An 18,382-nucleotide genomic window follows, 5' to 3' on the forward strand; every position below is an offset into this window, starting at 1 on the left:
TGCGCGACGGAATCGCCCCGCAACGTCCCAGGAGCTTGGTCGGCTCTGCCGCGTTGGGGTATGCCCCAACGCCACAGCGGTTCCCCCGCGCAAAACGTGTTGTTCTGAGGTTGAGCTAGGACGTTCAACCACAGGAGTGCGCGCAGGTCTAGACCCCACGCCGCACCCTCACCGAGCCGATGTGTCAGTGGGTGCGAGTGTCCGGCGGCGGCCCCGTCGTGTCCCCCACCCGCAACTCCGAGGTGAACGATGCGGGCTGCGGCTCCGCCCCCTCGAGCATGGCCAGGGCGGCGCGGGCCGCGGCCTGGCCCTTCTGCACGAAGGGCTGCACCAGGGTGGTCAGGTGCCGGATCGGGGTGCGGTGGAGCAGGCTGTCGTCCACCGTGATCCCGTCGAACCCGACGACGCTGACGTCCTCGGGGACACGGAGTCCGGCGTCGAGTGCGGCCGAGATCACACCGACGGCGATCAGGTCACTCTGGGCGATGACGGCGGTGGGGCGGGGGCCATCAGGGGCGAAGAGGTCGGTGCCGGCAAGACGCCCCTCTTCCACCGAGCTGCCGGCGGTCTCGATCGCGACGGCGTCCGGGTAGACCCCCCGCACACCACGCAGTCGTTCGAGTGTGGTGAAGGCGATGCCCTCCGCCTGCCGGGCTGCGTCGATGGGGCCACGGCGACGTGCGGCATCGAGGGGCAGGGTCACCACGGTCACGTCCTGGTGGCCGAGCTCCTGCAGGTACGCAGCGGCACGGCGTGAAGCGTCCCGGTTGTCGAGCTGGACGGGGACGGCGCCCTCGATCTCGTCCGCCTCGATCGCGACGACGGGGATCTGCCGACGGCGCAACACGGCGACGGCGGGGTCGATCCGGACGTTGCACCCGACGAGCACGACGGCGTCCATCGGGGCATCGACCAACGGGCCGGCGCTCTGCTCGTCGTCGAGCGGACTCCGCACCAGAAGTAGGGACACACCCGCGGCACCCGCGACCTCGGCGATGCCGTCGAGCGTCAGGACGTTGACCGGATCGCGAAAGGCGTCGCTCAGGCGCTCGTCCATCACGACACCGATGACGCCGGAGCGACCGCGGCGCAGGGAACGAGCGCGGGGATCGGGGCCGCCGTAACCGAGGTCGGCGGCGGCGGCGAGCACGCGGGCCTTGGCGTCCTCGGACACCGGGCCGAGACCACTGAACGCGAGCGATGCCGTCGACGGCGCGACCCCGGCAGCACGGGCGACCGCGGCCAGCGTCGGGCGCGACGGACGTAGCGCGCCGTCGCGGGAGGGCTTCGTCCGCGACGCGCCGGGTGCTGTTGCCGCCTCGTCCATCGCCCGTTAGCGTAACCGGAACGAGCAGTCGAATCGATTCGACCATCGCAACACAAGCATCACCAGGCACCAGAACGCGCACCACCAGGCGCACCGCAGCACGATGGGAACCACCATGACGACGCCGTCCACCCGCACCGTCCCGACCACCAAGGCCTGGATCATCGCGGTGTTCGTGGTGTTCACCCTGTCCGGGCTCGACATCGCGACCTGGCTGGGCCGGATCCCGAGCGTCCGCGACTCGCTCGGGGCGAGCACCTTCGAGATGGGGATCCTCGTGCTCGGCATGGCCGTCGGCTCGATCGGTGGCCTGACCTTCGCGGGGCACATCGTCGCCAAGCTCGGTGCCCGTCGGGGCGCGCAGGTGGCTGCGGCCTGCCTGGCGCTCGGCATGATCTTCGTCGGCGTCGCGGTCACCCTCGAGTGGGGCTTCGCGACCATCTGGATCGCGCTCATCGCCTTCGGGTTCGGCAACGGTCTGTGCGACGTGTCGATGAACGTCTCCGGCGCCGCCGCCGAGAAGGCCGGCGGGCGCACGATCATGCCGCTGTTCCATGCCGCGTTCAGCCTCGGCACGCTTGCGGGCGCGGGCCTCGGTGCCCTGGCCGAGCGGTTCGAGATCCCGGTCTCCTGGCACTTCATCGTCCTGGTCGTCATCACGAGCGCCGCCATGCTCATCGCCGTCGCGAAGTTCCAGGACGAGCACCGCTTCGAGGACCCGGTCTCCACCGACACCAGCCCGATCGCGGCACCACTCACCCGCTGGCAGGTCTGGGCGCAGCCCTCGACGCTCCTGATCGGCGTGATCGTGCTCGGCATGGCCCTGGCCGAGGGCTCTGCGAACGACTGGCTGCCCCTCGCGATGATCGACGGGCACGGGCTCGACAACGCCGCGGGCGCCGGAGTGCTCACCGTGTTCCTCGCCGCGATGACCGTGGGCCGTGTCGCCGGCAGCCCGCTGATCGACAGATTCGGTCGCGTGCCGGTGCTTCGCGTCAGTGCCGCCGTCGCGGTCGTCGGCCTCGGCATGCTCATCTTCATCGACAACGTGCCGCTCGCGATCGTCGGCGTCGTGCTCTGGGGCCTCGGCGCGAGCCTCGGCTTCCCGATGGGCATGTCCGCCGCGGCCGACGACCCCCGCACCGCGGCCGCCAAGGTCAGCGCCGTTGCGACCATCGGGTACGTGGCGTTCCTGGCCGGACCGCCCCTGATCGGGTTCCTCGGCGAGCACATCGGACTGCTCGGGGCGCTGCTGATCGTCTTCGTGTTCATCATCGCGGCCGGCCTGGCATCGGGTGCCGCCCGTGAGACCGGCGCCGCCGCCCGCCCGACCCGCAAGGGCGGCGACGGACACGGCGGAGGCGAGCCGCGCCTCCAGGCCGACAGCACCGTCAACGCGACGAGCGCGCCGTCCGGGCAGCGACCCGACGCCGGTTAGGCTTCCGGGGTGCGTCTCGTCATCGCCCGGTGCTCCGTCGACTACGCGGGCCGGCTCTCAGCCCACCTGCCGCTCGCGACCCGCCTGCTCATGCTCAAGGCGGACGGCTCGCTGCTCGTGCACTCCGACGGCGGCAGCTACAAGCCGCTGAACTGGATGAGCCCGCCCTGCTCGATCGAGATCACCGAGCCGGACGACGAGCAGTCGAGCGCCGGCATCACGCAGTTGTGGACGGTCACGCAGAAGAAGACGCAGGACAAGATCATCGTGTCCCTGTACGAGGTCGTCGCGGACGAGACCCACGACCTCGGCGTCGACCCGGGCCTGGTGAAGGACGGGGTCGAGGCGCACCTGCAGCAGCTGCTGGCCGAGCAGATCGAACTCCTCGGCGACGGCCACACCCTGGTCCGCCGCGAGTACATGACCGCGATCGGGCCCGTCGACATCCTGGCCCGTGACGACGCCGGGGCAAGCGTCGCGGTCGAGATGAAGCGCAACGCCAACATCGACGCGGTCGAGCAGCTCACCCGGTACCTCGAGCTCATGAACCGCGACCCGCACCTGCGTCCGGTGCAGGGCGTGCTGGCGGCGCAGACGGTGGCACCGCAGGCGCGCACCCTCGCCGAGGACCGCGGCATCCGCGTCCTCGTGCTCGACTACGACGCCATGCGCGGCATCGAGGGCGGGCACACCCGCCTGTTCTGAGCGGACGACGTCACCGCCACGCCGGCGGAACCAGGTTCCGGACACCGCACCGCGCTTCTCCACGGTTCTGTGTCCGGAACCTGGTTCCGGACGGACGGACCGGTCTGGAGGCGCGGCACCCGCCCGCCCCACCGCCGACGGATCCCGGATGGTCGCCCCCGCGTCCCGGATAGGGTGGGCAGGACATGACCAGCCCGTTCTCCGCCATCCTGTTCGACCTCGACGGCACCATCAGCGACTCCGCGCCGGGCATCCTCGAGAGCCTGACGCACACCTTCCGCACCGTCGGCGTCCCGGTGCCCGACCACGACACCCTGATGTCGTTCGTGGGCCCGCCGATCATGGACACGTTCCGGGTCGCGATGGGCATGGACGACGAGCTCGCCGACCGCACCCTCGCCGTCTACCGCGAGCACTACTTCTCGCACGGGGCGCTCGACTCCGAGATGTTCCCGGACATCGACGTCGTGCTGCGCACCGTGCACCAGGCCGGGTTGCCGATCTCGACGGCGACGAGCAAGCCGGAGACCCCGGCGACCTACATCCTCGAGCACTACGGCCTCACCGGGGACATCGACATCATCACCGGCGCCAGCGACGACGAGGTCCGGTCGAGCAAGGCCGACGTCGTCGAAGAGGCACTGCGCCGACTCGAGGCCCACGGCTTCGACACCAGCCGCCCGGTGCTGATCGGCGACCGGAAGCACGACGTCGAGGGCGCGACCGTCCACGGGGTCCCGGTCGTCTTCGCCGAGTGGGGCTACGGCTCCCCCGACGAGGCCGAGGGCACCATCGCCCGCGCAGCGACCCCGCTCGACCTGCTGCCGATCCTGCTGCCGTGACCAGCGCCACCACGAAGGGACTGCGCGCCGCCGCGTGGGTGCTGCCCGCCGCCATCGTCCTCATCGCGCTGAACTTCCGCGGCCCGATCGTCGCGACGGCCCCGGTCATCGGCGACGTCCGTGCCGACCTCGGCCTGACCGCGACGATCGCCGGGCTCCTGACGACGATCCCCGTCCTGTGCTTCGCCCTCGCGACGCCGTTCGCGAGCTGGGTGATCGCGAAGGCCGACCCCGAGCGCGCGGTGTCGCTGTCGCTCGTCATCGTCCTCGCCGGCACCGTCGTGCGCTCGATGCCCTCGTCGGCAGCGCTGCTGATCGGCACCGCGGTGATCGGCATCGGCATCACGATCGGCAACGTGGTGATCCCGGTCGTGATCCGGCGCGACACCTCGCCGGAGCGGGTCGGCCTGGTCACCGGCGTCTACACGTCGGCGCTCAACGTCGGGTCGATGATCACCTCGCTCGGCACCGCTCCCCTGGCCGCGCTCTGGGGCTGGCCGGTCGCCATCGCGATCTGGGCGGTCTTCGCGCTCATCGCCGCTGCGGCCTGGACGTACGCGGTCGGGGCTCGTGCCGCCTGGCGCCGCCCGCTGCCGTCCGAGCAGGACGAGCCGCTGCCCGTCACCGGTCCGATCGACCAGGTGCTCGACACCGGGGCGATCCGCACCGTCCGTGCGGAGCGCGCCGCCGAGGCCGCGCGGGTCGCCGCCGCCGAACCCATCCGACCGGCACGGCGGCTCATCACGTGGGGGCTGACGCTCGCGTTCGGCGGGCAGGCGTTCTCGTACTACGCGCTCACCGCCTGGATCCCGACGCTGCTGCACGACGAGATCGGGTTCTCGAAGGCGTCGTCGGGCGCGAGCTCGTCGGTGTTCCAGATCCTCGCGGTGGTCGGTGCGCTCGGCGTCCCGCTGCTCGCGACCCGGTGGCGTCCGGCCGCGATCATCGCGCTGGTGGGCACGCTGTGGCTGGCGATGCCGCTCGGGCTGCTGGTCGCGCCGCAGCTCTGGTTGCTCTGGTCGGTGCTCGGTGGTGCGGCCCAGGGCGGTGGCATCACCGTGATCTTCATCGTGATCGTGCGGATCGTGTCGAGCGACGCCGATGCCCGCCGGATGTCCGCGTTCGTGCAGGGCGGCGGGTACCTGCTCGGGTCGGCCGGTCCGCTCGTCGCCGGGGCGTTGCACGGTGCGACGGGCACCTGGACGGCCCCGCTGCTCGTCGTGCTGGTCGCGGTGCTGACGCTCGGCATCGTCGGGACGTTCGCCGCACGGCGCGTGTCCTGACCCGTCGTCGTCTGCACACTCGATGCCGCGTCACCGCGCGGCGAGCACCTCGCGCAGGGACATCGGCGTGCGCCCGGTGATCCGTTCGACGTCACTCGACACGTGCTGCAACGCCCCCTCGGCGATCGCCGTGTAGGTGCTCACCCAGGCATCGGCCTGCCACGGCTCCGGGTTCCACTGCGCGCGTGATGCGTACGCCTCGTCCAGGGTCTCGGGGTGGTACGTGACCGTGCGCCGGCGCACCTCGGACACCACGGCCGCTGCCTCGGCGAGGGTGATCGCCTCGGGTCCGGTCAGCTCGTACGTGCGGTCACGGTGCGCCTCGGGGTCGCGCAGCACGGCGGTCGCGACCCGTGCCACGTCGGCGCGTGCGACCGCCGCCATCGCGCCGTCACCCGCCGGGCCGCGGATCGCGCCGTCCTCGCCGACCAGGTCCTCGACGAAGTCCAGGTAGAAGCTGTCCCGGAGGAACGTGGAGGCCATCCCGGTGCCGCGGATCGCCTGTTCCGTCGCCCAGTGGTCGCGTCCCAGCGTGAAGGTCGCGTCGGGAGCCGCGCCGAGGAACGACGTGTAGACCACGTGCTGCACACCAGCCGCCGCGGCCGCGCCGACGAACGCGCGGTGCTGGTCGAGGCGGTCCTCGGCCTCGGCCGCGGAGACCATGAGGAGCACGTCCACGCTCTCGAGCGCCGCCCGGCTCGCCTCGACGTCGGCGAACGTCGCGACCGCGACCTCGGTGCCGGGCAGCTCCGGCGCACGCGAGGCGTCGCGCACGAGCATCCGGAACGGCACGCCGTCCGCGGCGAGCGCCCGTGCCACGGCGCCTCCGATGTTGCCGGTCGCTCCGGTGATGGCGATGGTCATCGTCGCTCCTCGTGTCGGTGTCGGTTCGTGGTCGTGTCGCGGTGGTCGGGACTCACGTCCACACCGTCCTGGAGGCCCGCATCACCGTGCGCGCGACCCTCGCCGCGTTCACGCCGTCGACCTCCACCGCCCAGGCGCGGGCGGCGTCGTGGTCGCGGCCGTGGCGCATGTGCCGCCCGACCAGGCGGTCGAGACGCACCCCGTCGTCGACGGCGCAGAACCAGGTCTCCGTGAACAGCCCGGCGAGCGCCGACCACGGTGCCGTGTCGTCGAGCAGGTAGTTGCCCTCGGACACCACGAGCCGTGCTGCGCGGGGGACGGCGATGCTCCCCGCGACGGGCTCGTCGACGCGGCGGTCGAAGTCCGGTGCCCAGACGACGTCCTCGTCCGCTGCGACCAGGCGGCGGACCAGCGCGACGTAGCCGTCCGCGTCGAAGGTGTCGGCCGCACCCTTGCGGTCGTGCCGGCCGAGGGCGTCGAGTGCTGCGTTCGACAGGTGGAAGCCGTCCATCGGGACCTGCACCGCCGTGCCCACGCCGAGCCGGCGGTCGACGGCGGTCACGACGCGACGGGCGAGCGTGGACTTGCCGGCACCTGGCGCCCCGGCGATCCCGAGCACGGTGCGCGTGCCGGAACCGGCCAGCTCGAGCGCACGCTCGACGGCCTGGTCGACGGTCATGCCGCAGTCGCTCACGGCCTCATCCTCGCAGAGGCGTCCACGGTGCTGAACTTCCCCGTGCCGGACATCGACGCCGCGGTCGACGAACTCACCGCGAAGGGCGTCACGTTCCTGCGGAATGAGGGGATGACCGACGACAGGGGCGTGAGCCGGAAGGGTGGGCCGCTCATCGCCTGGTTCACCGATCCGTCGGGCAACGTCGTGAGCATCCTCGAGGAGTGAACGGCAGGCGCTCCGCGACCTCGGCTGGCGTGTTCAGCCTCCGGTGCCCGCCGACGTCCCGCCGCAGTTCGCCGTCCTGACCGCCGGGTGACGCGGTCAGCGGGGGAGCGCGCCCGCCCAACTGAGGGCGATGGGGACGAGCAGGCCGTGGCGGTGGTGCGGGAGTTCGGCGACGGGGATCCAGCGGGACTCGTCGGTGGAGCCGTCGAGTTCGTCACGCCGCTCGCCGCCGACGATCGTCGCCCGGAACACCACCTGCACGGCCTTCATCGGACGACCGTTGGTGTGCAGGCGACGCTCCGCGGGGATGATGTGGTGCCGGACGCCGAGCAGGGCGCCGGCCTGGGCCTCGTACCCGGTCTCCTCGCGGATCTCGCGCACGACGGCCTGTTCGACGGTCTCGTCGAACTCGACCCCGCCGCCCGGCAGCGTCCACGTGCCCGCGTCGGGGCGGCGCAGCTTCGCCAGGAGCACGCGGTCACCATCCGTGATCACGCCGTAGGCGGCGAGCCGGGTGTCGTAGTCCGTGTACTCCATGGCCCGACCATGCCAGGTGCGTGCTCCGACGCACGCAAGCCGCGCCGCGCCTCCAGGCCGTGCCGTGACGGCGGACCGGAACGTCAGGCGCCGACGCGAGCCGCTGCCCAGCCGACCCGCATCCGCGAGACGGCGCGATCGAACCCGCTGAGCGGTTCGGCGTCGTCGCGGACCATCGACTGCAGCTGGAGCCCCTCGTACAGCGCCATGAGCTGCTCCGCAGCGTGTCGGGGCGATGCGCCGCGGGGCTCACGACCGGCGACGACGTCACGGACCAGACCGAAGGTGAGGTCCTCGAACGCCCGGGTGTACTGGGTCCGGAACCAGCCCGCTGCCGGGTGGCCGGGGTTGGAAGCGGCGCTGAGCACGGCGATGCGGAGTCGCACGAGGCCGGGGTCCTCGATGCCGGCCTGCAGCCGCGCACGCAGGTAGGCAACGACCCCATCACGTTCGGCGACGGGCCAGAGCGAGCGACGGCTGCCGTTGTTCCACCGGTCGATGACGGCGACGACGAGCAAGTCCCACGTCGGGAACGCTCGGTGCACGTCCGCGACGGGGACCTCGGCGTGCGCGGCGACCTCGTCCGGGCCGACCCGGTGGAAGTCCCCGGCGCGGTAGGCGTCGATCGCACCGGCCACGATGCGTGCGCGGAGGTCGGCGTCGGTCGTGGGCATGCTGACGATTGTGGAGGGGCGGGTGGAAACCCCGCGACCGCCAGTTCAGGGGGTCCGGCGCGCACCCTGTCCGCCGGCACCCCCGGGTCCGCCGCGGTCAGCCGCGGTCAGCCGCGGTCGAACGTCAGGGTCTCGTCGTCGGGAGCCCTGACTCCACCGGTGCGCGCGAACTCCGCCCAGATCGCCCGGAAGGCCCGGCCGCGCCGCTCGACCTCGGGCCAGTCGCGCTCCGGCACGAAGCGGGTGCCGGCCCAGGCCTCGCGCCCGCCGAGCAACAGCGGCAGATCACTCATGTGCACGGCCCCGGTCGGTGCAGTCGTCACGCCGCGGACCAGACGGTAGGACGTGGCCCGGCCGCCGGCTCGTCGGTGCCGCTCGGTGAAGCGTCGCACGTCGCGCCCGTAGATGACGTCGGAGAGGGGCCGCACGAGCCACCAGCGGAGCGCGGATCGGAGCACCCGCGACCGTGCTGTTCGTCGGAGCCCGGGTACGAGCGGCACGTACATGCCGGCTTCGTCGGTGCCCGACCCGATGAGCACGTCGATGTCGGGGGCGACCCGACTCCAGGCTGCGTCGAGGTCGCGCTCCGCGGGGAGCGGCGGGAACCCGTACTGGGTGCCGAACGGCATGCCGCCGGCCAGCCCGTAGGGAGCGGCGGCGCGGGTGCCGAGCGCCTGCCGGTCGAGCAGGTCGTCGAGCGGGGTGTCGGGGTGGACGGCGCCGACCGCTCGGATCATGGCGCGGTTCATCCGGGCTCGACGGCGGGACAGCCCGAGCGGTGCGCTCTGGATGATCGCGCGGCGGAACAGTCCCTCGGCACCGGCGCTGATCATGAGGTGCGCGGCAGCGTCCCCACCGGCGGACTGGCCGAAGACCGTCACCAGGTCGGGGTCGCCGCCGAATGCCGCGATGTTCCCGCGGACCCAGCGCAGCGACTCGACCAGGTCGAGCAACCCGAGGTTCGCGGGGATCGTCCGGCCGTCACCGAGGAACCCGAGGATCCCGAGCCGGAACGTGACCGAGACCACGACGACGCGCTGCTCGGTCACCAGGTCGCGGGCGTCGTAGATCGGCAGGTCTCCGCCGCCGATGACGTAGGAGCCGCCGTGGATCCACACCATCACGGGCAGGCGCTCGTCCGGCCGGAGGTCGGCGGGCAGGGTGATCGACAGGCGCTGGCAGTGCTCGTCGATCTCGATCCCCTCGACGGGGTTGAGCAGCTGGTCGACGAACTGCGCGTGCGGCTGCGGTGCCACCGGCGAGGGGGTCGACGCGTGCAGTTCGGCCTCGAAGGGCGGCATCGGCTCCGGCGGCGCGAAGCGCTCGGCCCGCGCGTACGGGATCCCGAGCACGCGCACCACAGCACCGTCGACCGTTCCGACGATGCGTCCGACCGGGGTGTCGAAGGGGGCTGGGGTGGCGTCGAGCATGTGGTTCACGCTATCGGTGCGGACACGACGAGCGGACATGCCGAAGGCCGCCCCGATGTGATCGGGACGGCCCTGGTTCCGGCTCAGGGAGCCGGGTGCACGTGGTGCTCGGGGGTCAGTTCGAGCGCCCGTTGACGTCGCGTCGGTCGTCGTCGTTCCAGTCGGGCTTGCGCACGCCGGCCTTGGCGATGCCACGGCTGACGATGTAGGCAGCCGTCACGATCGCGACGTACAGCCAAGCCTGGTCAGCACCGAAGCCGGTGTGGCCCTCGTCGGCGTTGTCGACGACCGCCGAGGCGACGAGGATCGCGATCGACACGACCAGCCAGGCGTAGAACTCGGTGGTCTTGAGCGCGGACTTGGTCTCGTTCCAGGTGGCACGGACGACGGAGTCGTTCCGTGCGGGACGCCCTGCAGTGTTCGACATGGTCACTCCTTCTGATCTCCGCCACCGCACATCGGTGGCGCCATGACGACGACACTTGTCTCACCCGGCTGATTACTTACCCAGTTTGCGTTCCCAGCTTCATGGCGGAACATGGCATCTATCCACCAAACGACGGGACGGGACACGATGGGCACCGAGAACCACGCTCACAGCGAGTCCGACCTCTTCGCCCAGCAGCCCCGTACCGCCGAGGGTGCGGCTGCCATCGCGAGCCTGCAGGCACTGAGCGACAGCATCCACGATGCTGACGAGCAGGCACTGCGCGCAATGGGGATGTTGCCCATCGACGCCCTGGCGCTCCGGCACCTCGTCCTCGCGCACCGCGACGGACGGGCGATGCACCCGACGCAGCTCGCGCGGGCGCTGCGGCTCTCCACCGCCGGCGCCACGAAGCTCATCGACCGGCTCGTGCGCGACGGGCGGGCGGAACGACGCCCGAACCCGACGGACCGCCGCGGGATCATCGTCACCGCCACCGCCGGCGCTGAGCAGGACCTCGTCCGCGCCTACGGACACATCCGCGCCCCGCTCATCGAGACCATCGACGCGCTCAGCGACGACGAGGCGACCGCGGTGCAGCGGTTCGCCTCCCGTCTCGCCGAGGCACTCCGGCAGGAGTTCCCCGCGCCCGAGCCCGCTTGAGACCCGGACGGGTCGGCGGGTGACGGGTGCTGTCGCACGTTGGCGGCGAGCTGGGCGAGCAGCCACGCGAGCGTCAGTTTGGTGACGTCGGGCGAGCTGACGGTCTGGGTGCTCGGGGCGGGATCCGGAGCCCGTCACAAGGGGCAGCAAAACTACACACCGGGTGGTTTTTGGGGTAGCGTCGTCATCGATCTCGCCGCGGAGCATCGCTCCTCGACGGGCCGCGACACCCAGCCAGGATCGAAGGAGCCTCTGCAATGCCCACCACTTCTGTGCAGCTGTACTCACTGCGCGACGCCGTCGCCGAAGACCTCGACAAAGCCATCGCCCGTGTCGCCGAGATCGGGTACGAGAACGTCGAGCCCTACGCGTTCGTCGAGCGCGCCGCCGACCTCGAGCGTGCGTTCGCGGCCACCGGCCTGAAGGCTCCGTCCGGCCACGTCGCCGTGATCGACGCCGAGGACACCGCGCCGATCTGGGACGCCGCGGAGCGTCTCGGCATCCACACCGTCATCGACCCCTTCATCCCGACGGACCGCTGGCAGACCGCCGATGACGTCGCGAAGATCGCCGAGCGCGTCAACGAGCTGACCGCCGAGGCCGCCGGCCGTGGCCTGCAGTTCGGCTACCACAACCACCAGTGGGAGTTCACGAACAAGGTCGACGGCCGCACCGTCTACGACCTGTTCGTGTCGCAGCTGTCGCCCGAGACCGTGCTCGAGGTCGACACCTTCTGGGCGACCGTCGGTGGCGCCGATGCCCCCGCCGTCCTCAAGGGCCTCGGCGACCGGGTCGTCGCGATCCACGTGAAGGACGGCAAGGTCGACGGTGACATCCGCACCGCGCTGCCGTCGTCCGAGAGTGCTCTCATCGTGCCCGAGGCACTGCAGCGCGCCTTCGAGAACCAGACCCCGGCCGGTCAGGGCGACGTCGACGTCGCCGCGATCCTCGCCGCCGCACCACAGGCGATCCGCGTCGTCGAGTTCGACGCGTACAAGGGCGACGTCTTCGAGGGCATCACCGAGTCCCTCACCTGGCTGCGGGACAACGACAAGTGAGCCGTGTCGGGATCGGCATCATCGGTGCCGGCAACATCTCCACGCAGTACCTCGAGAACCTGACGAAGTTCGCCGACGTCGAGGTCCGCTTCGTGGCCGACGTGCTGCTCGATCGGGCAGCGGAGCAGGCTGCTTCGTACGGCGTGGCCGCGTCGGGCACGGTCGAGGAACTCCTCGCCCGCGACGACGTCTCCATCGTGATCAACCTGACGATCCCGGCGGCCCACGCCGAGGTCGACCAGCAGATCATCGACGCCGGCAAGCACGTCTGGAGCGAGAAGCCGATCGCGACCGACCACGCCTCGGCCGCCGCGGTGCTCGAGTCGGCGAAGGCCAAGGGACTGCGGGTCGCGACCGCTCCGGACACCGTGCTCGGCGCGGGCATCCAGACGGCGCTCCGTGCCATCGCCCGCGGTGACATCGGTGAGCCGCTCTCCGCGACGACGCTGTTCCACGTTCCCGGACCCGAGGCGTGGCACCCGAACCCGGACTTCCTGTTCGCCACCGGTGCCGGTCCCCTGTTCGACATGGGCCCGTACTACGTGACGACCCTGGTGCACGCCTTCGGCACGGCCTCGCGCGTGCAGGCCGTCTCGTCGAAGTCGCTCGACCGGCGCACGATCGCGTCCGGCCCCCGCGCCGGCGAGACGTTCCCGGTCGAGGTCCCGACCCACCACGCGGCGCTCATCGAGTTCGCCGGTGGGCAGTCGGCCCAGTCGACGTTCTCGTTCCAGCACGCCCTCCCGCGCATGGGCTTCGTCGAGATCAACGGCACGCTCGGCACGATCTCGCTGCCGGACCCGAACACGTTCGAGGGCTCGTCGCAGCTCTGGCGCTACGGGCAGGACGAGCCGGAGACGCTCGAGGCGGTCGGCTCCACCTGGGGCCGTGGCACCGGCGTCGTCGAGCTCGCCCGCGCCATCGCCGAGGACCGCCCCGAGCGCGCCTCCGGCGCCGTCGCGATGCACGTGCTCGACGTCCTGCTCGGCATCCGTGACGCGGCCGAGTCGGGTTCCGCCGTCGACATCACGTCGACCGTGGACGCGATCCCGCCGCTGCCCGAGGACTTCGACCCCGCGGCGGCCGTGCTGACCGCTGGCGCGAACGCCTAGGAGCGCCGCGAGCACCATCCGCTGAGCAGAAATGGTCGGGTCCCGTACGGGTACCCGACCATTTCTGCTCACCAAGTGGGGGGCGGGGCGCGGCGGCACGGGCGCGGCTCTGCGCTCCGCGGCCCGATCTGCGCGGTTCGGCCAGGACTTCCGCGCTCGTCGGCCATCTGGAACGGCCCGAAGTCGCACCCTCCTTCACTCGGGTGATGAGAACCATGGGTGTGGAAGAGGAACTGCTCCTCATCGACCGGTCGACGGGTGTACCCGTGCCGGTGGCCGACGGTGTGCTGGCCGGCGCGATGGCGACACGGGTGCCCGATCGGGGTGGCGTCGTCGGTGAGATGCAGCGCGAGATGATCGAGGTGATCACCCGACCGCACAGTTCCCTGGCGGCGCTGGGCGGGCAGGTGCTCGACAACCGGGCCCTCGTCGAACAGGTCGCGAACGGCTTCGGCGCGCACGCCGCACCGCTCGCCGCCTCGCCCACGACGGTGACCCCGCACGTCAGCGACGGCGCGCGGTACCGCCGGATGATGCAGCGGTACGGCACCATCCCGCGGCACAGCCTGACGTGCGGCCTGCACGTCCACGTGTCGATCGACTCCCCCGCCGAGGGCGTCGCCGTGCTCGACCGCATCCGGACGTGGACGCCGATCCTCATCGCCCTGAGCGCCAACTCACCCTTCCACGCAGGGAATGACACCGGTCATGCCAGTTTCCGCTCGATTGCCTGGAACCAGTGGCCGTCCGCCGGACCGATGGAGCGGTTCGGCTCCGAGGAGCGGTACCGCACCGTCACCGAGAGCATGCTCCGCACCGGAGCCCTGCTCGACGAGGGCATGCTCTACCTCGACGCACGGTTGTCGCGGAGCCACCCCACCGTCGAGGTGCGGGTAGCGGACGTCCCGCTCGACCCGGGCGTGACCGTGACGATCGCCGGGATCGTCCGCGCCCTCGTCGACACCGCGGCCGAGGAGTGGCGCTCGGGTTCACTGGAGCGCGACACCCCCGCGTGCACCGTCCGCCTGGCGAACTGGCGCGCCGCACTCGAGGGCCTCGAGGGCGAGCTGGTGGACCCGCTGACCGGCCACGCCGCCCCCGCCCGTGAGGTCGTCACCCTCCTGCTCGCCCACGTGCTGCCGGCACTGACGGCGAACGGTGACGACCAGCTCGTGGAACGGGGTCTGGCCGACCTCTTCGCCCGCGGCACCGGGGCGGCACGGCAGCGTGCGGCCTACGCGGCGACGGCTGACCTCGGCCAGGTCGCGTTGGCCGCGGCGATGACGAACATGCGCGCCCGGACGGGCCGGGTCGCCCCCGGGCAGCGTCCGGGCACCGCGTCGGAGTGGGGTGCCGGCGCGGCCCCGGTCGGCACCGGGTCCGCTGGTCACGGCGTCACCGGAACGGAGCGCTGATGGGCTCCAGGCGGCACCCGCGGCCCCGGACGAACCGTCGGCAGCGGGGCGTCATCGCGCTCGTGAACTCGATCTCGAACGCCTCGGCCCAGCCGGTGTTCGACGATTCGACGTCGAGCAGGAACTCGACAGGGATCCACGCCGGGTCATCGCACCCGGCGGGCCGGACCGGCAGGACGCGGGTCGAGAAGCCGGCGATCCAGGCCCGCCGGAGCACCCCGGGGAGTTTCCTCGCCTGCACCTCTCGGGGCAACACCACGCGTATCCACATCTCGCTGCCTCCGGCTCATTCCTTGGGACACTCTGCGCACCCGATGGACAGAATCAACCTGACCGGAGATGACGGCTCGATCAGCGTCGCGCTTTCCGAACGAACCGATGGGAGCAGCTCGTGACCGACCTCAGGAACCCACCCGTCCTCGGCGAGGAGCCGTCCGAGATCGGGCCGAAGCACCCGGTCCGCCTGGGCGCCCGCTTCGTGCACTGGCACACCTCGACCGACCACAAGACGATCGGCAACCTGTACCTGGTGACGTCGTTCGGGTACTTCTGCCTCGCCGGGATCATGGCCGTGGTGATGCGGACCGAGCTGTTCACGCCCGGGCTCGATGTGCTCGAGACGCGCGAGGAGTACAACCAACTGCTGACCATGCACGGCACGGTCATGCTGCTGCTGTTCGCGACGCCGTTGTTCGCCGGCTTCGCCAACGCGATCATGCCCCTGCAGCTCGGGGCGCCGGACGTCGCGTTCCCCCGGCTGAACGCGTTCTCGTACTGGCTCTACGCGGTCGGGAGCCTGGTGGCGATGGGCGGGTTCCTGACACCGGGCGGGGCGGCCGCGTTCGGGTGGACGGCCTACGCGCCGTTGTCCGACACGACCTTCGAGCCGGGCGTCGGCGGGCACCTCTGGGTCGCCGGCCTGAGCATGACCGGGTTCAGCACCATCCTCGGCTCCGTGAACTTCATCACCACCGTGGTGACGATGCGCGCGCCGGGCATGACCATGTTCCGGATGCCGATCTTCACGTGGAACGTGCTCATCACGTCGATCCTCGTGCTGATGGCGTTCCCCGTCCTGGCGGTGGCGCTGTTCGGTCTGCTGCTCGACCGGGTCTTCGACGCGCAGATCTTCAACCCGGCCAACGGCGGTCCGCTGCTGTGGCAGCACCTGTTCTGGTTCTTCGGGCACCCGGAGGTCTACGTGATCGCCCTGCCCTTCTTCGGCATCGTCTCCGAGGTCTTCCCCGCGTTCAGCCGGAAGCCGATCTTCGGCTACAAGACCCTCGTCTACGCGACCATCTCCATCGCGGCCCTGTCGATCACCGTCTGGGCGCACCACATGTTCGCGACGGGTGGTGTCCTGCTGCCGTGGTTCGCCCTGCTCACGATGCTCATCGCGGTGCCGACGGGCGTGAAGATCTTCAACTGGGTCGGCACGATGTGGCGCGGTTCGGTGACGTTCGAGACGCCGATCCTGTGGGCGATCGGGTTCCTGGTGACCTTCACGTTCGGCGGGCTCACCGGCGTCATCCTGGCCTCTCCGCCGCTCGACTTCCACGTCCACGACTCGTACTTCGTGGTGGCGCACTTCCACTACGTGGTCTTCGGCACCGTCGTCTTCGCGATGTTCTCCGGCTTCTACTTCTGGTGGCCGAAGTTCACCGGCAAGATGCTCGGCGAACGGCTCGGGAAGATCCACTTCTGGATGCTCTTCATCGGGTTCCACATGACGTTCCTCATCCAGCACTGGCTCGGGGTGATCGGGATGCCCCGCCGGTACGCCAGTTACCTGGAGGAGGACAACTTCACCTGGCTGCACGAGGTCTCGACGGTGGGCGCGTTCCTGACGGCCGCCTCGATGATCCCGTTCTTCCTCAACGTCGTGCAGACGATGCGGAAGGGTCAGAAGGTGCTCGTCAACGACCCCTGGGGCTACGGTCGCTCGCTCGAGTGGGCGACGAGCTGCCCGCCGCCGCGGCACAACTTCACGTCCGTACCGCGCATCCGCTCGGAGTCGCCGGCGTTCGACCTGAACCACCCGGAGGCCGGCGTCCCGGTCGGCGTCGGCCCGGCGATGGACGCCCCCGATGCGGCGACCCACGACCAGGCGACGGGCAAGATCCGCAACCCGAAGCAGACCGACCAGAAGTTCTGAGAACCGGCACGAGCACCGACGTCAGCGCCCGTCGCCGGGCACCAGGCGCTCGAGCAACCGCAGCACCCGCTCGCCGTCGACGGCCTCCGGGTCCAGCAGCCACTGGACCTGGAGGCCGTCCGACGCGGCGATGCTCAGGCTCGCCAGGTCGACGGGGTCGAGGTCGGCGCGGATGCGACCGCTCGCCTGGTCGGCCTCGATGAGCACGGACAATTCGGTGCGCAGCCGGGCGAAGCGCTCGCGCATGAACTCGCGGGTGGCCGGGTGGCCCTCCTGCACGGCGTCCGCCCCCAGGGTCGTGTAGAGCTGCACGAGCCCGGGCACCGCACGGTTGCGGGACGCGCTCTCCCGCATGTCCCCGATCGCTGACTTCATCCGGTCGGGCGCCCCCTGCTCACGGACCTCGTGCTCGCGGTACACGGCGAGCAGCAGTTCGTCACGACTCGGGAAGTAGTGCCGGAGCGCCGCGTGGGTGATCCCGAGGGCTTCGGCCACCGAGCGCAGCGACGACGCGTCGACGCCCTGCTCCGCCACCATGCGGATCATCTCGTCGAGGATCTGCGTCCGCCGCTCGGCGCCCTTGCGGTACCCGCCGCGACGCGGCTGGGCCGCGTCGTCATCGTCGGCGGGGTGCGTCATGCACCCAACTTACCGCTGGAAGGTTTTTCTCGGGAGGCCCGTGGCGGACTCGCCACGGGCCTCCCGTCCGCCGTGCGGTCGCGTCGCACCCGTCGACTCGCGTCCGCCGCGCGCGCTCGCGTCAGTCGTGATCGTCGACCGTGTACTCGTCGACGGGCGCAGGCGCACCCCCGGCGAGCGCGTCGACGATCTTGTTGAGTGAGTCCGCCAGGACGGCGTTGTCCGTGTCGGAGAGGCGCTCGAGGACATCGACGACCGCGGCGTGGAACTGCGCGTACGAGGCGTCGATCTTCTCGGCGGCCTGGTCCGTGGTGGCGAGCACCTGTGCTCGGCGGTCGGTGGGGTGTGCCGTGCGGGACAGCAGCCCCTTCTGCACGAGGCCGTCGACGATCTTCGTGACCGAGGCATTGGAGACCGCGAGCATGACGGCGAGGTCCTTCGGGCCCATCGTCCGCCCGTCGCGGTGCGCCTGGAGCATGTACCGGACGGTCAGGAACTCGTTCTTCGACAGGCCGCTCTCGATGCGGGCGGACTCGATCTGCTGGTCCTCGGTGTGCTGCAGCCGCAGCAGGGCTTCGACCGCGGTCTTCGCGGCCGGCGAGCCGGGCTCGCGGGCGTAGAGGTGGACGTGCTCTCGGCGGACGACGGTCAACGGCATGGGGTCATGCGCTCCTTGCTCTGCGGCTTGCCCTGCGGCGCTGTGCGGCCTGCGGGCGCTACGCGGCGGGGGTGGTGAAGAAGTCCGAGTAGGACGGTTCGGCCCGACGAGCGAGCAGCGAGGGGTCCTGGATACGGCGCTCGACGTAGGCGTCGATGATCGCCGGGTCGGTGAGGCCGACGCGCGTGTGGCTGCCGCCCGTCCGTGCAACCCGAGGCATCCCGGAGTACGTGCTGTGCATGTCGTGTCCCGCC

At 71.1% G+C, this 18,382-nt stretch carries 21 protein-coding genes; 10 read left to right on the forward strand and 11 right to left on the reverse strand.

The genetic code is table 11. The features are described 5' to 3' along the window. Positions 1 to 184: 184 nt before the first annotated feature. Complete coding sequence (locus tag ITJ56_RS12710; RefSeq protein ID WP_194630975.1) at positions 185 to 1,327, reverse strand: substrate-binding domain-containing protein; 1,143 nt, start codon at positions 1,325 to 1,327, stop codon at positions 185 to 187. A gap of 115 nt (positions 1,328 to 1,442) precedes the next feature. On the opposite strand from ITJ56_RS12710, the gene ITJ56_RS12715 reads away from it, so the two are divergent. From ITJ56_RS12715 to ITJ56_RS12730, 4 genes are all read left to right on the forward strand, one after another. Next, a complete protein-coding gene (locus ITJ56_RS12715) occupies positions 1,443 to 2,765 on the forward strand; it encodes an MFS transporter (RefSeq protein WP_228517753.1) in 1,323 nt (440 codons plus the stop codon). A 9-nt stretch (positions 2,766 to 2,774) separates the two neighbouring features. After that, positions 2,775 to 3,470: an endonuclease NucS gene (gene nucS / locus ITJ56_RS12720; RefSeq protein WP_194630976.1), complete on the forward strand. Its 696-nt coding sequence runs from the start codon at positions 2,775 to 2,777 to the stop codon at positions 3,468 to 3,470. A gap of 185 nt (positions 3,471 to 3,655) precedes the next feature. Beyond that, positions 3,656 to 4,312, forward strand: a complete 657-nt coding sequence (locus tag ITJ56_RS12725; RefSeq protein ID WP_194630977.1) for an HAD hydrolase-like protein — start codon at positions 3,656 to 3,658, stop codon at positions 4,310 to 4,312. Then, a complete protein-coding gene (locus ITJ56_RS12730; RefSeq protein ID WP_194630978.1) occupies positions 4,309 to 5,595 on the forward strand; it encodes a CynX/NimT family MFS transporter in 1,287 nt (428 codons plus the stop codon). The genes ITJ56_RS12725 and ITJ56_RS12730 overlap by 4 nt, the downstream gene beginning before the upstream one ends. A gap of 30 nt (positions 5,596 to 5,625) precedes the next feature. Here ITJ56_RS12730 and ITJ56_RS12735 read toward each other — a convergent pair whose 3' ends face one another. Then, a complete protein-coding gene (locus tag ITJ56_RS12735) occupies positions 5,626 to 6,459 on the reverse strand; it encodes an NmrA family NAD(P)-binding protein (RefSeq protein WP_194630979.1) in 834 nt (277 codons plus the stop codon). Positions 6,460 to 6,511: 52 nt separating this feature from the next. Continuing rightward, a complete protein-coding gene (locus ITJ56_RS12740; protein WP_194630980.1) occupies positions 6,512 to 7,153 on the reverse strand; it encodes a nucleoside/nucleotide kinase family protein in 642 nt (213 codons plus the stop codon). 27 nt (positions 7,154 to 7,180) lie between these two features. On the opposite strand from ITJ56_RS12740, the gene ITJ56_RS12745 reads away from it, so the two are divergent. Further along, positions 7,181 to 7,360 carry a VOC family protein gene (locus ITJ56_RS12745; protein WP_228517755.1) on the forward strand — a complete coding sequence of 60 codons (180 nt, stop codon included), beginning with the start codon at positions 7,181 to 7,183 and terminating at the stop codon, positions 7,358 to 7,360. 96 nt (positions 7,361 to 7,456) lie between these two features. Here the strand turns inward: ITJ56_RS12745 and ITJ56_RS12750 are convergent, their stop codons facing one another. The 4 genes from ITJ56_RS12750 to ITJ56_RS12765 form a co-directional block, all read right to left on the reverse strand. Beyond that, positions 7,457 to 7,897 carry an NUDIX hydrolase gene (locus tag ITJ56_RS12750; RefSeq protein WP_194630981.1) on the reverse strand — a complete coding sequence of 147 codons (441 nt, stop codon included), beginning with the start codon at positions 7,895 to 7,897 and terminating at the stop codon, positions 7,457 to 7,459. 83 nt (positions 7,898 to 7,980) lie between these two features. Beyond that, the gene (locus ITJ56_RS12755) at positions 7,981 to 8,571 is read right to left on the reverse strand and encodes a TetR/AcrR family transcriptional regulator (RefSeq protein ID WP_194630982.1); all 591 of its coding nucleotides are present in this window, start codon (positions 8,569 to 8,571) and stop codon (positions 7,981 to 7,983) included. A gap of 107 nt (positions 8,572 to 8,678) precedes the next feature. Further along, positions 8,679 to 10,001: a carboxylesterase family protein gene (locus tag ITJ56_RS12760; RefSeq protein WP_228517757.1), complete on the reverse strand. Its 1,323-nt coding sequence runs from the start codon at positions 9,999 to 10,001 to the stop codon at positions 8,679 to 8,681. A 115-nt stretch (positions 10,002 to 10,116) separates the two neighbouring features. Further along, positions 10,117 to 10,428, reverse strand: a complete 312-nt coding sequence (locus tag ITJ56_RS12765) for a hypothetical protein (protein WP_194630984.1) — start codon at positions 10,426 to 10,428, stop codon at positions 10,117 to 10,119. Between the two features lie 147 nt (positions 10,429 to 10,575). On the opposite strand from ITJ56_RS12765, the gene ITJ56_RS12770 reads away from it, so the two are divergent. From ITJ56_RS12770 to ITJ56_RS12785, 4 genes are all read left to right on the forward strand, one after another. After that, positions 10,576 to 11,091: a MarR family winged helix-turn-helix transcriptional regulator gene (locus tag ITJ56_RS12770; protein ID WP_194630985.1), complete on the forward strand. Its 516-nt coding sequence runs from the start codon at positions 10,576 to 10,578 to the stop codon at positions 11,089 to 11,091. A 257-nt stretch (positions 11,092 to 11,348) separates the two neighbouring features. Beyond that, a complete protein-coding gene (locus ITJ56_RS12775; RefSeq protein WP_194630986.1) occupies positions 11,349 to 12,149 on the forward strand; it encodes a sugar phosphate isomerase/epimerase family protein in 801 nt (266 codons plus the stop codon). Further along, complete coding sequence (locus ITJ56_RS12780; RefSeq protein ID WP_194630987.1) at positions 12,146 to 13,261, forward strand: Gfo/Idh/MocA family protein; 1,116 nt, start codon at positions 12,146 to 12,148, stop codon at positions 13,259 to 13,261. Before ITJ56_RS12775 ends, ITJ56_RS12780 begins: the two co-directional genes overlap by 4 nt. A 206-nt stretch (positions 13,262 to 13,467) precedes the next feature. After that, positions 13,468 to 14,676, forward strand: a complete 1,209-nt coding sequence (locus ITJ56_RS12785) for a carboxylate-amine ligase (RefSeq protein WP_194630988.1) — start codon at positions 13,468 to 13,470, stop codon at positions 14,674 to 14,676. On the opposite strand, the gene ITJ56_RS12790 is transcribed toward ITJ56_RS12785, so the two are convergent. After that, positions 14,657 to 14,935: a hypothetical protein gene (locus ITJ56_RS12790; protein ID WP_194630989.1), complete on the reverse strand. Its 279-nt coding sequence runs from the start codon at positions 14,933 to 14,935 to the stop codon at positions 14,657 to 14,659. The genes ITJ56_RS12785 and ITJ56_RS12790 overlap by 20 nt on opposite strands. 180 nt (positions 14,936 to 15,115) lie before the next feature. On the opposite strand from ITJ56_RS12790, the gene ctaD reads away from it, so the two are divergent. Continuing rightward, complete coding sequence (gene ctaD, locus ITJ56_RS12795; protein ID WP_323749806.1) at positions 15,116 to 16,831, forward strand: cytochrome c oxidase subunit I; 1,716 nt, start codon at positions 15,116 to 15,118, stop codon at positions 16,829 to 16,831. A 21-nt stretch (positions 16,832 to 16,852) separates the two neighbouring features. On the opposite strand, the gene ITJ56_RS12800 is transcribed toward ctaD, so the two are convergent. The 3 genes from ITJ56_RS12800 to ITJ56_RS12810 all read right to left on the reverse strand — a co-directional run bounded on the left by ITJ56_RS12800 (position 16,853) and on the right by ITJ56_RS12810 (position 18,369). Continuing rightward, positions 16,853 to 17,470 (reverse strand): TetR/AcrR family transcriptional regulator, encoded by a 618-nt coding sequence (locus ITJ56_RS12800; RefSeq protein ID WP_194630991.1) that lies wholly within the window; start codon positions 17,468 to 17,470, stop codon positions 16,853 to 16,855. A 121-nt stretch (positions 17,471 to 17,591) separates the two neighbouring features. After that, entirely contained in the window at positions 17,592 to 18,128 is a 537-nt protein-coding gene (locus tag ITJ56_RS12805) for a MarR family winged helix-turn-helix transcriptional regulator (protein ID WP_194630992.1), read from the reverse strand. A gap of 58 nt (positions 18,129 to 18,186) precedes the next feature. Further along, a complete protein-coding gene (locus ITJ56_RS12810) occupies positions 18,187 to 18,369 on the reverse strand; it encodes a hypothetical protein (RefSeq protein WP_194630993.1) in 183 nt (60 codons plus the stop codon). Positions 18,370 to 18,382: the final 13 nt, after the last annotated feature.

Origin of the sequence: Curtobacterium sp. VKM Ac-1376 (genome assembly GCF_015351025.1) — a bacterium.
Lineage (GTDB): Bacteria > Actinomycetota > Actinomycetes > Actinomycetales > Microbacteriaceae > Curtobacterium.

Bases quoted from the DNA above. Each gene is read 5' to 3' on its own strand.
- ITJ56_RS12710 (WP_194630975.1), bottom strand. From the start codon at position 1,327: ATGGACGAGGCGGCAACAGCACCCGGCGCGTCGCGGACGAAGCCCTCC.
- ITJ56_RS12715 (WP_228517753.1), top strand. From the start codon at position 1,443: ATGACGACGCCGTCCACCCGCACCGTCCCGACCACCAAGGCCTGGATC.
- ITJ56_RS12725 (WP_194630977.1), top strand. From the start codon at position 3,656: ATGACCAGCCCGTTCTCCGCCATCCTGTTCGACCTCGACGGCACCATC.
- ITJ56_RS12735 (WP_194630979.1), bottom strand. From the start codon at position 6,459: ATGACCATCGCCATCACCGGAGCGACCGGCAACATCGGAGGCGCCGTG.
- ITJ56_RS12750 (WP_194630981.1), bottom strand. From the start codon at position 7,897: ATGGAGTACACGGACTACGACACCCGGCTCGCCGCCTACGGCGTGATC.
- ITJ56_RS12755 (WP_194630982.1), bottom strand. From the start codon at position 8,571: ATGCCCACGACCGACGCCGACCTCCGCGCACGCATCGTGGCCGGTGCG.
- ITJ56_RS12760 (WP_228517757.1), bottom strand. From the start codon at position 10,001: ATGCTCGACGCCACCCCAGCCCCCTTCGACACCCCGGTCGGACGCATC.
- ITJ56_RS12765 (WP_194630984.1), bottom strand. From the start codon at position 10,428: ATGTCGAACACTGCAGGGCGTCCCGCACGGAACGACTCCGTCGTCCGT.
- ITJ56_RS12770 (WP_194630985.1), top strand. From the start codon at position 10,576: ATGGGCACCGAGAACCACGCTCACAGCGAGTCCGACCTCTTCGCCCAG.
- ITJ56_RS12775 (WP_194630986.1), top strand. From the start codon at position 11,349: ATGCCCACCACTTCTGTGCAGCTGTACTCACTGCGCGACGCCGTCGCC.
- ITJ56_RS12785 (WP_194630988.1), top strand. From the start codon at position 13,468: ATGAGAACCATGGGTGTGGAAGAGGAACTGCTCCTCATCGACCGGTCG.
- ITJ56_RS12800 (WP_194630991.1), bottom strand. From the start codon at position 17,470: ATGACGCACCCCGCCGACGATGACGACGCGGCCCAGCCGCGTCGCGGC.
- ITJ56_RS12805 (WP_194630992.1), bottom strand. From the start codon at position 18,128: ATGCCGTTGACCGTCGTCCGCCGAGAGCACGTCCACCTCTACGCCCGC.
- ITJ56_RS12810 (WP_194630993.1), bottom strand. From the start codon at position 18,369: ATGCACAGCACGTACTCCGGGATGCCTCGGGTTGCACGGACGGGCGGC.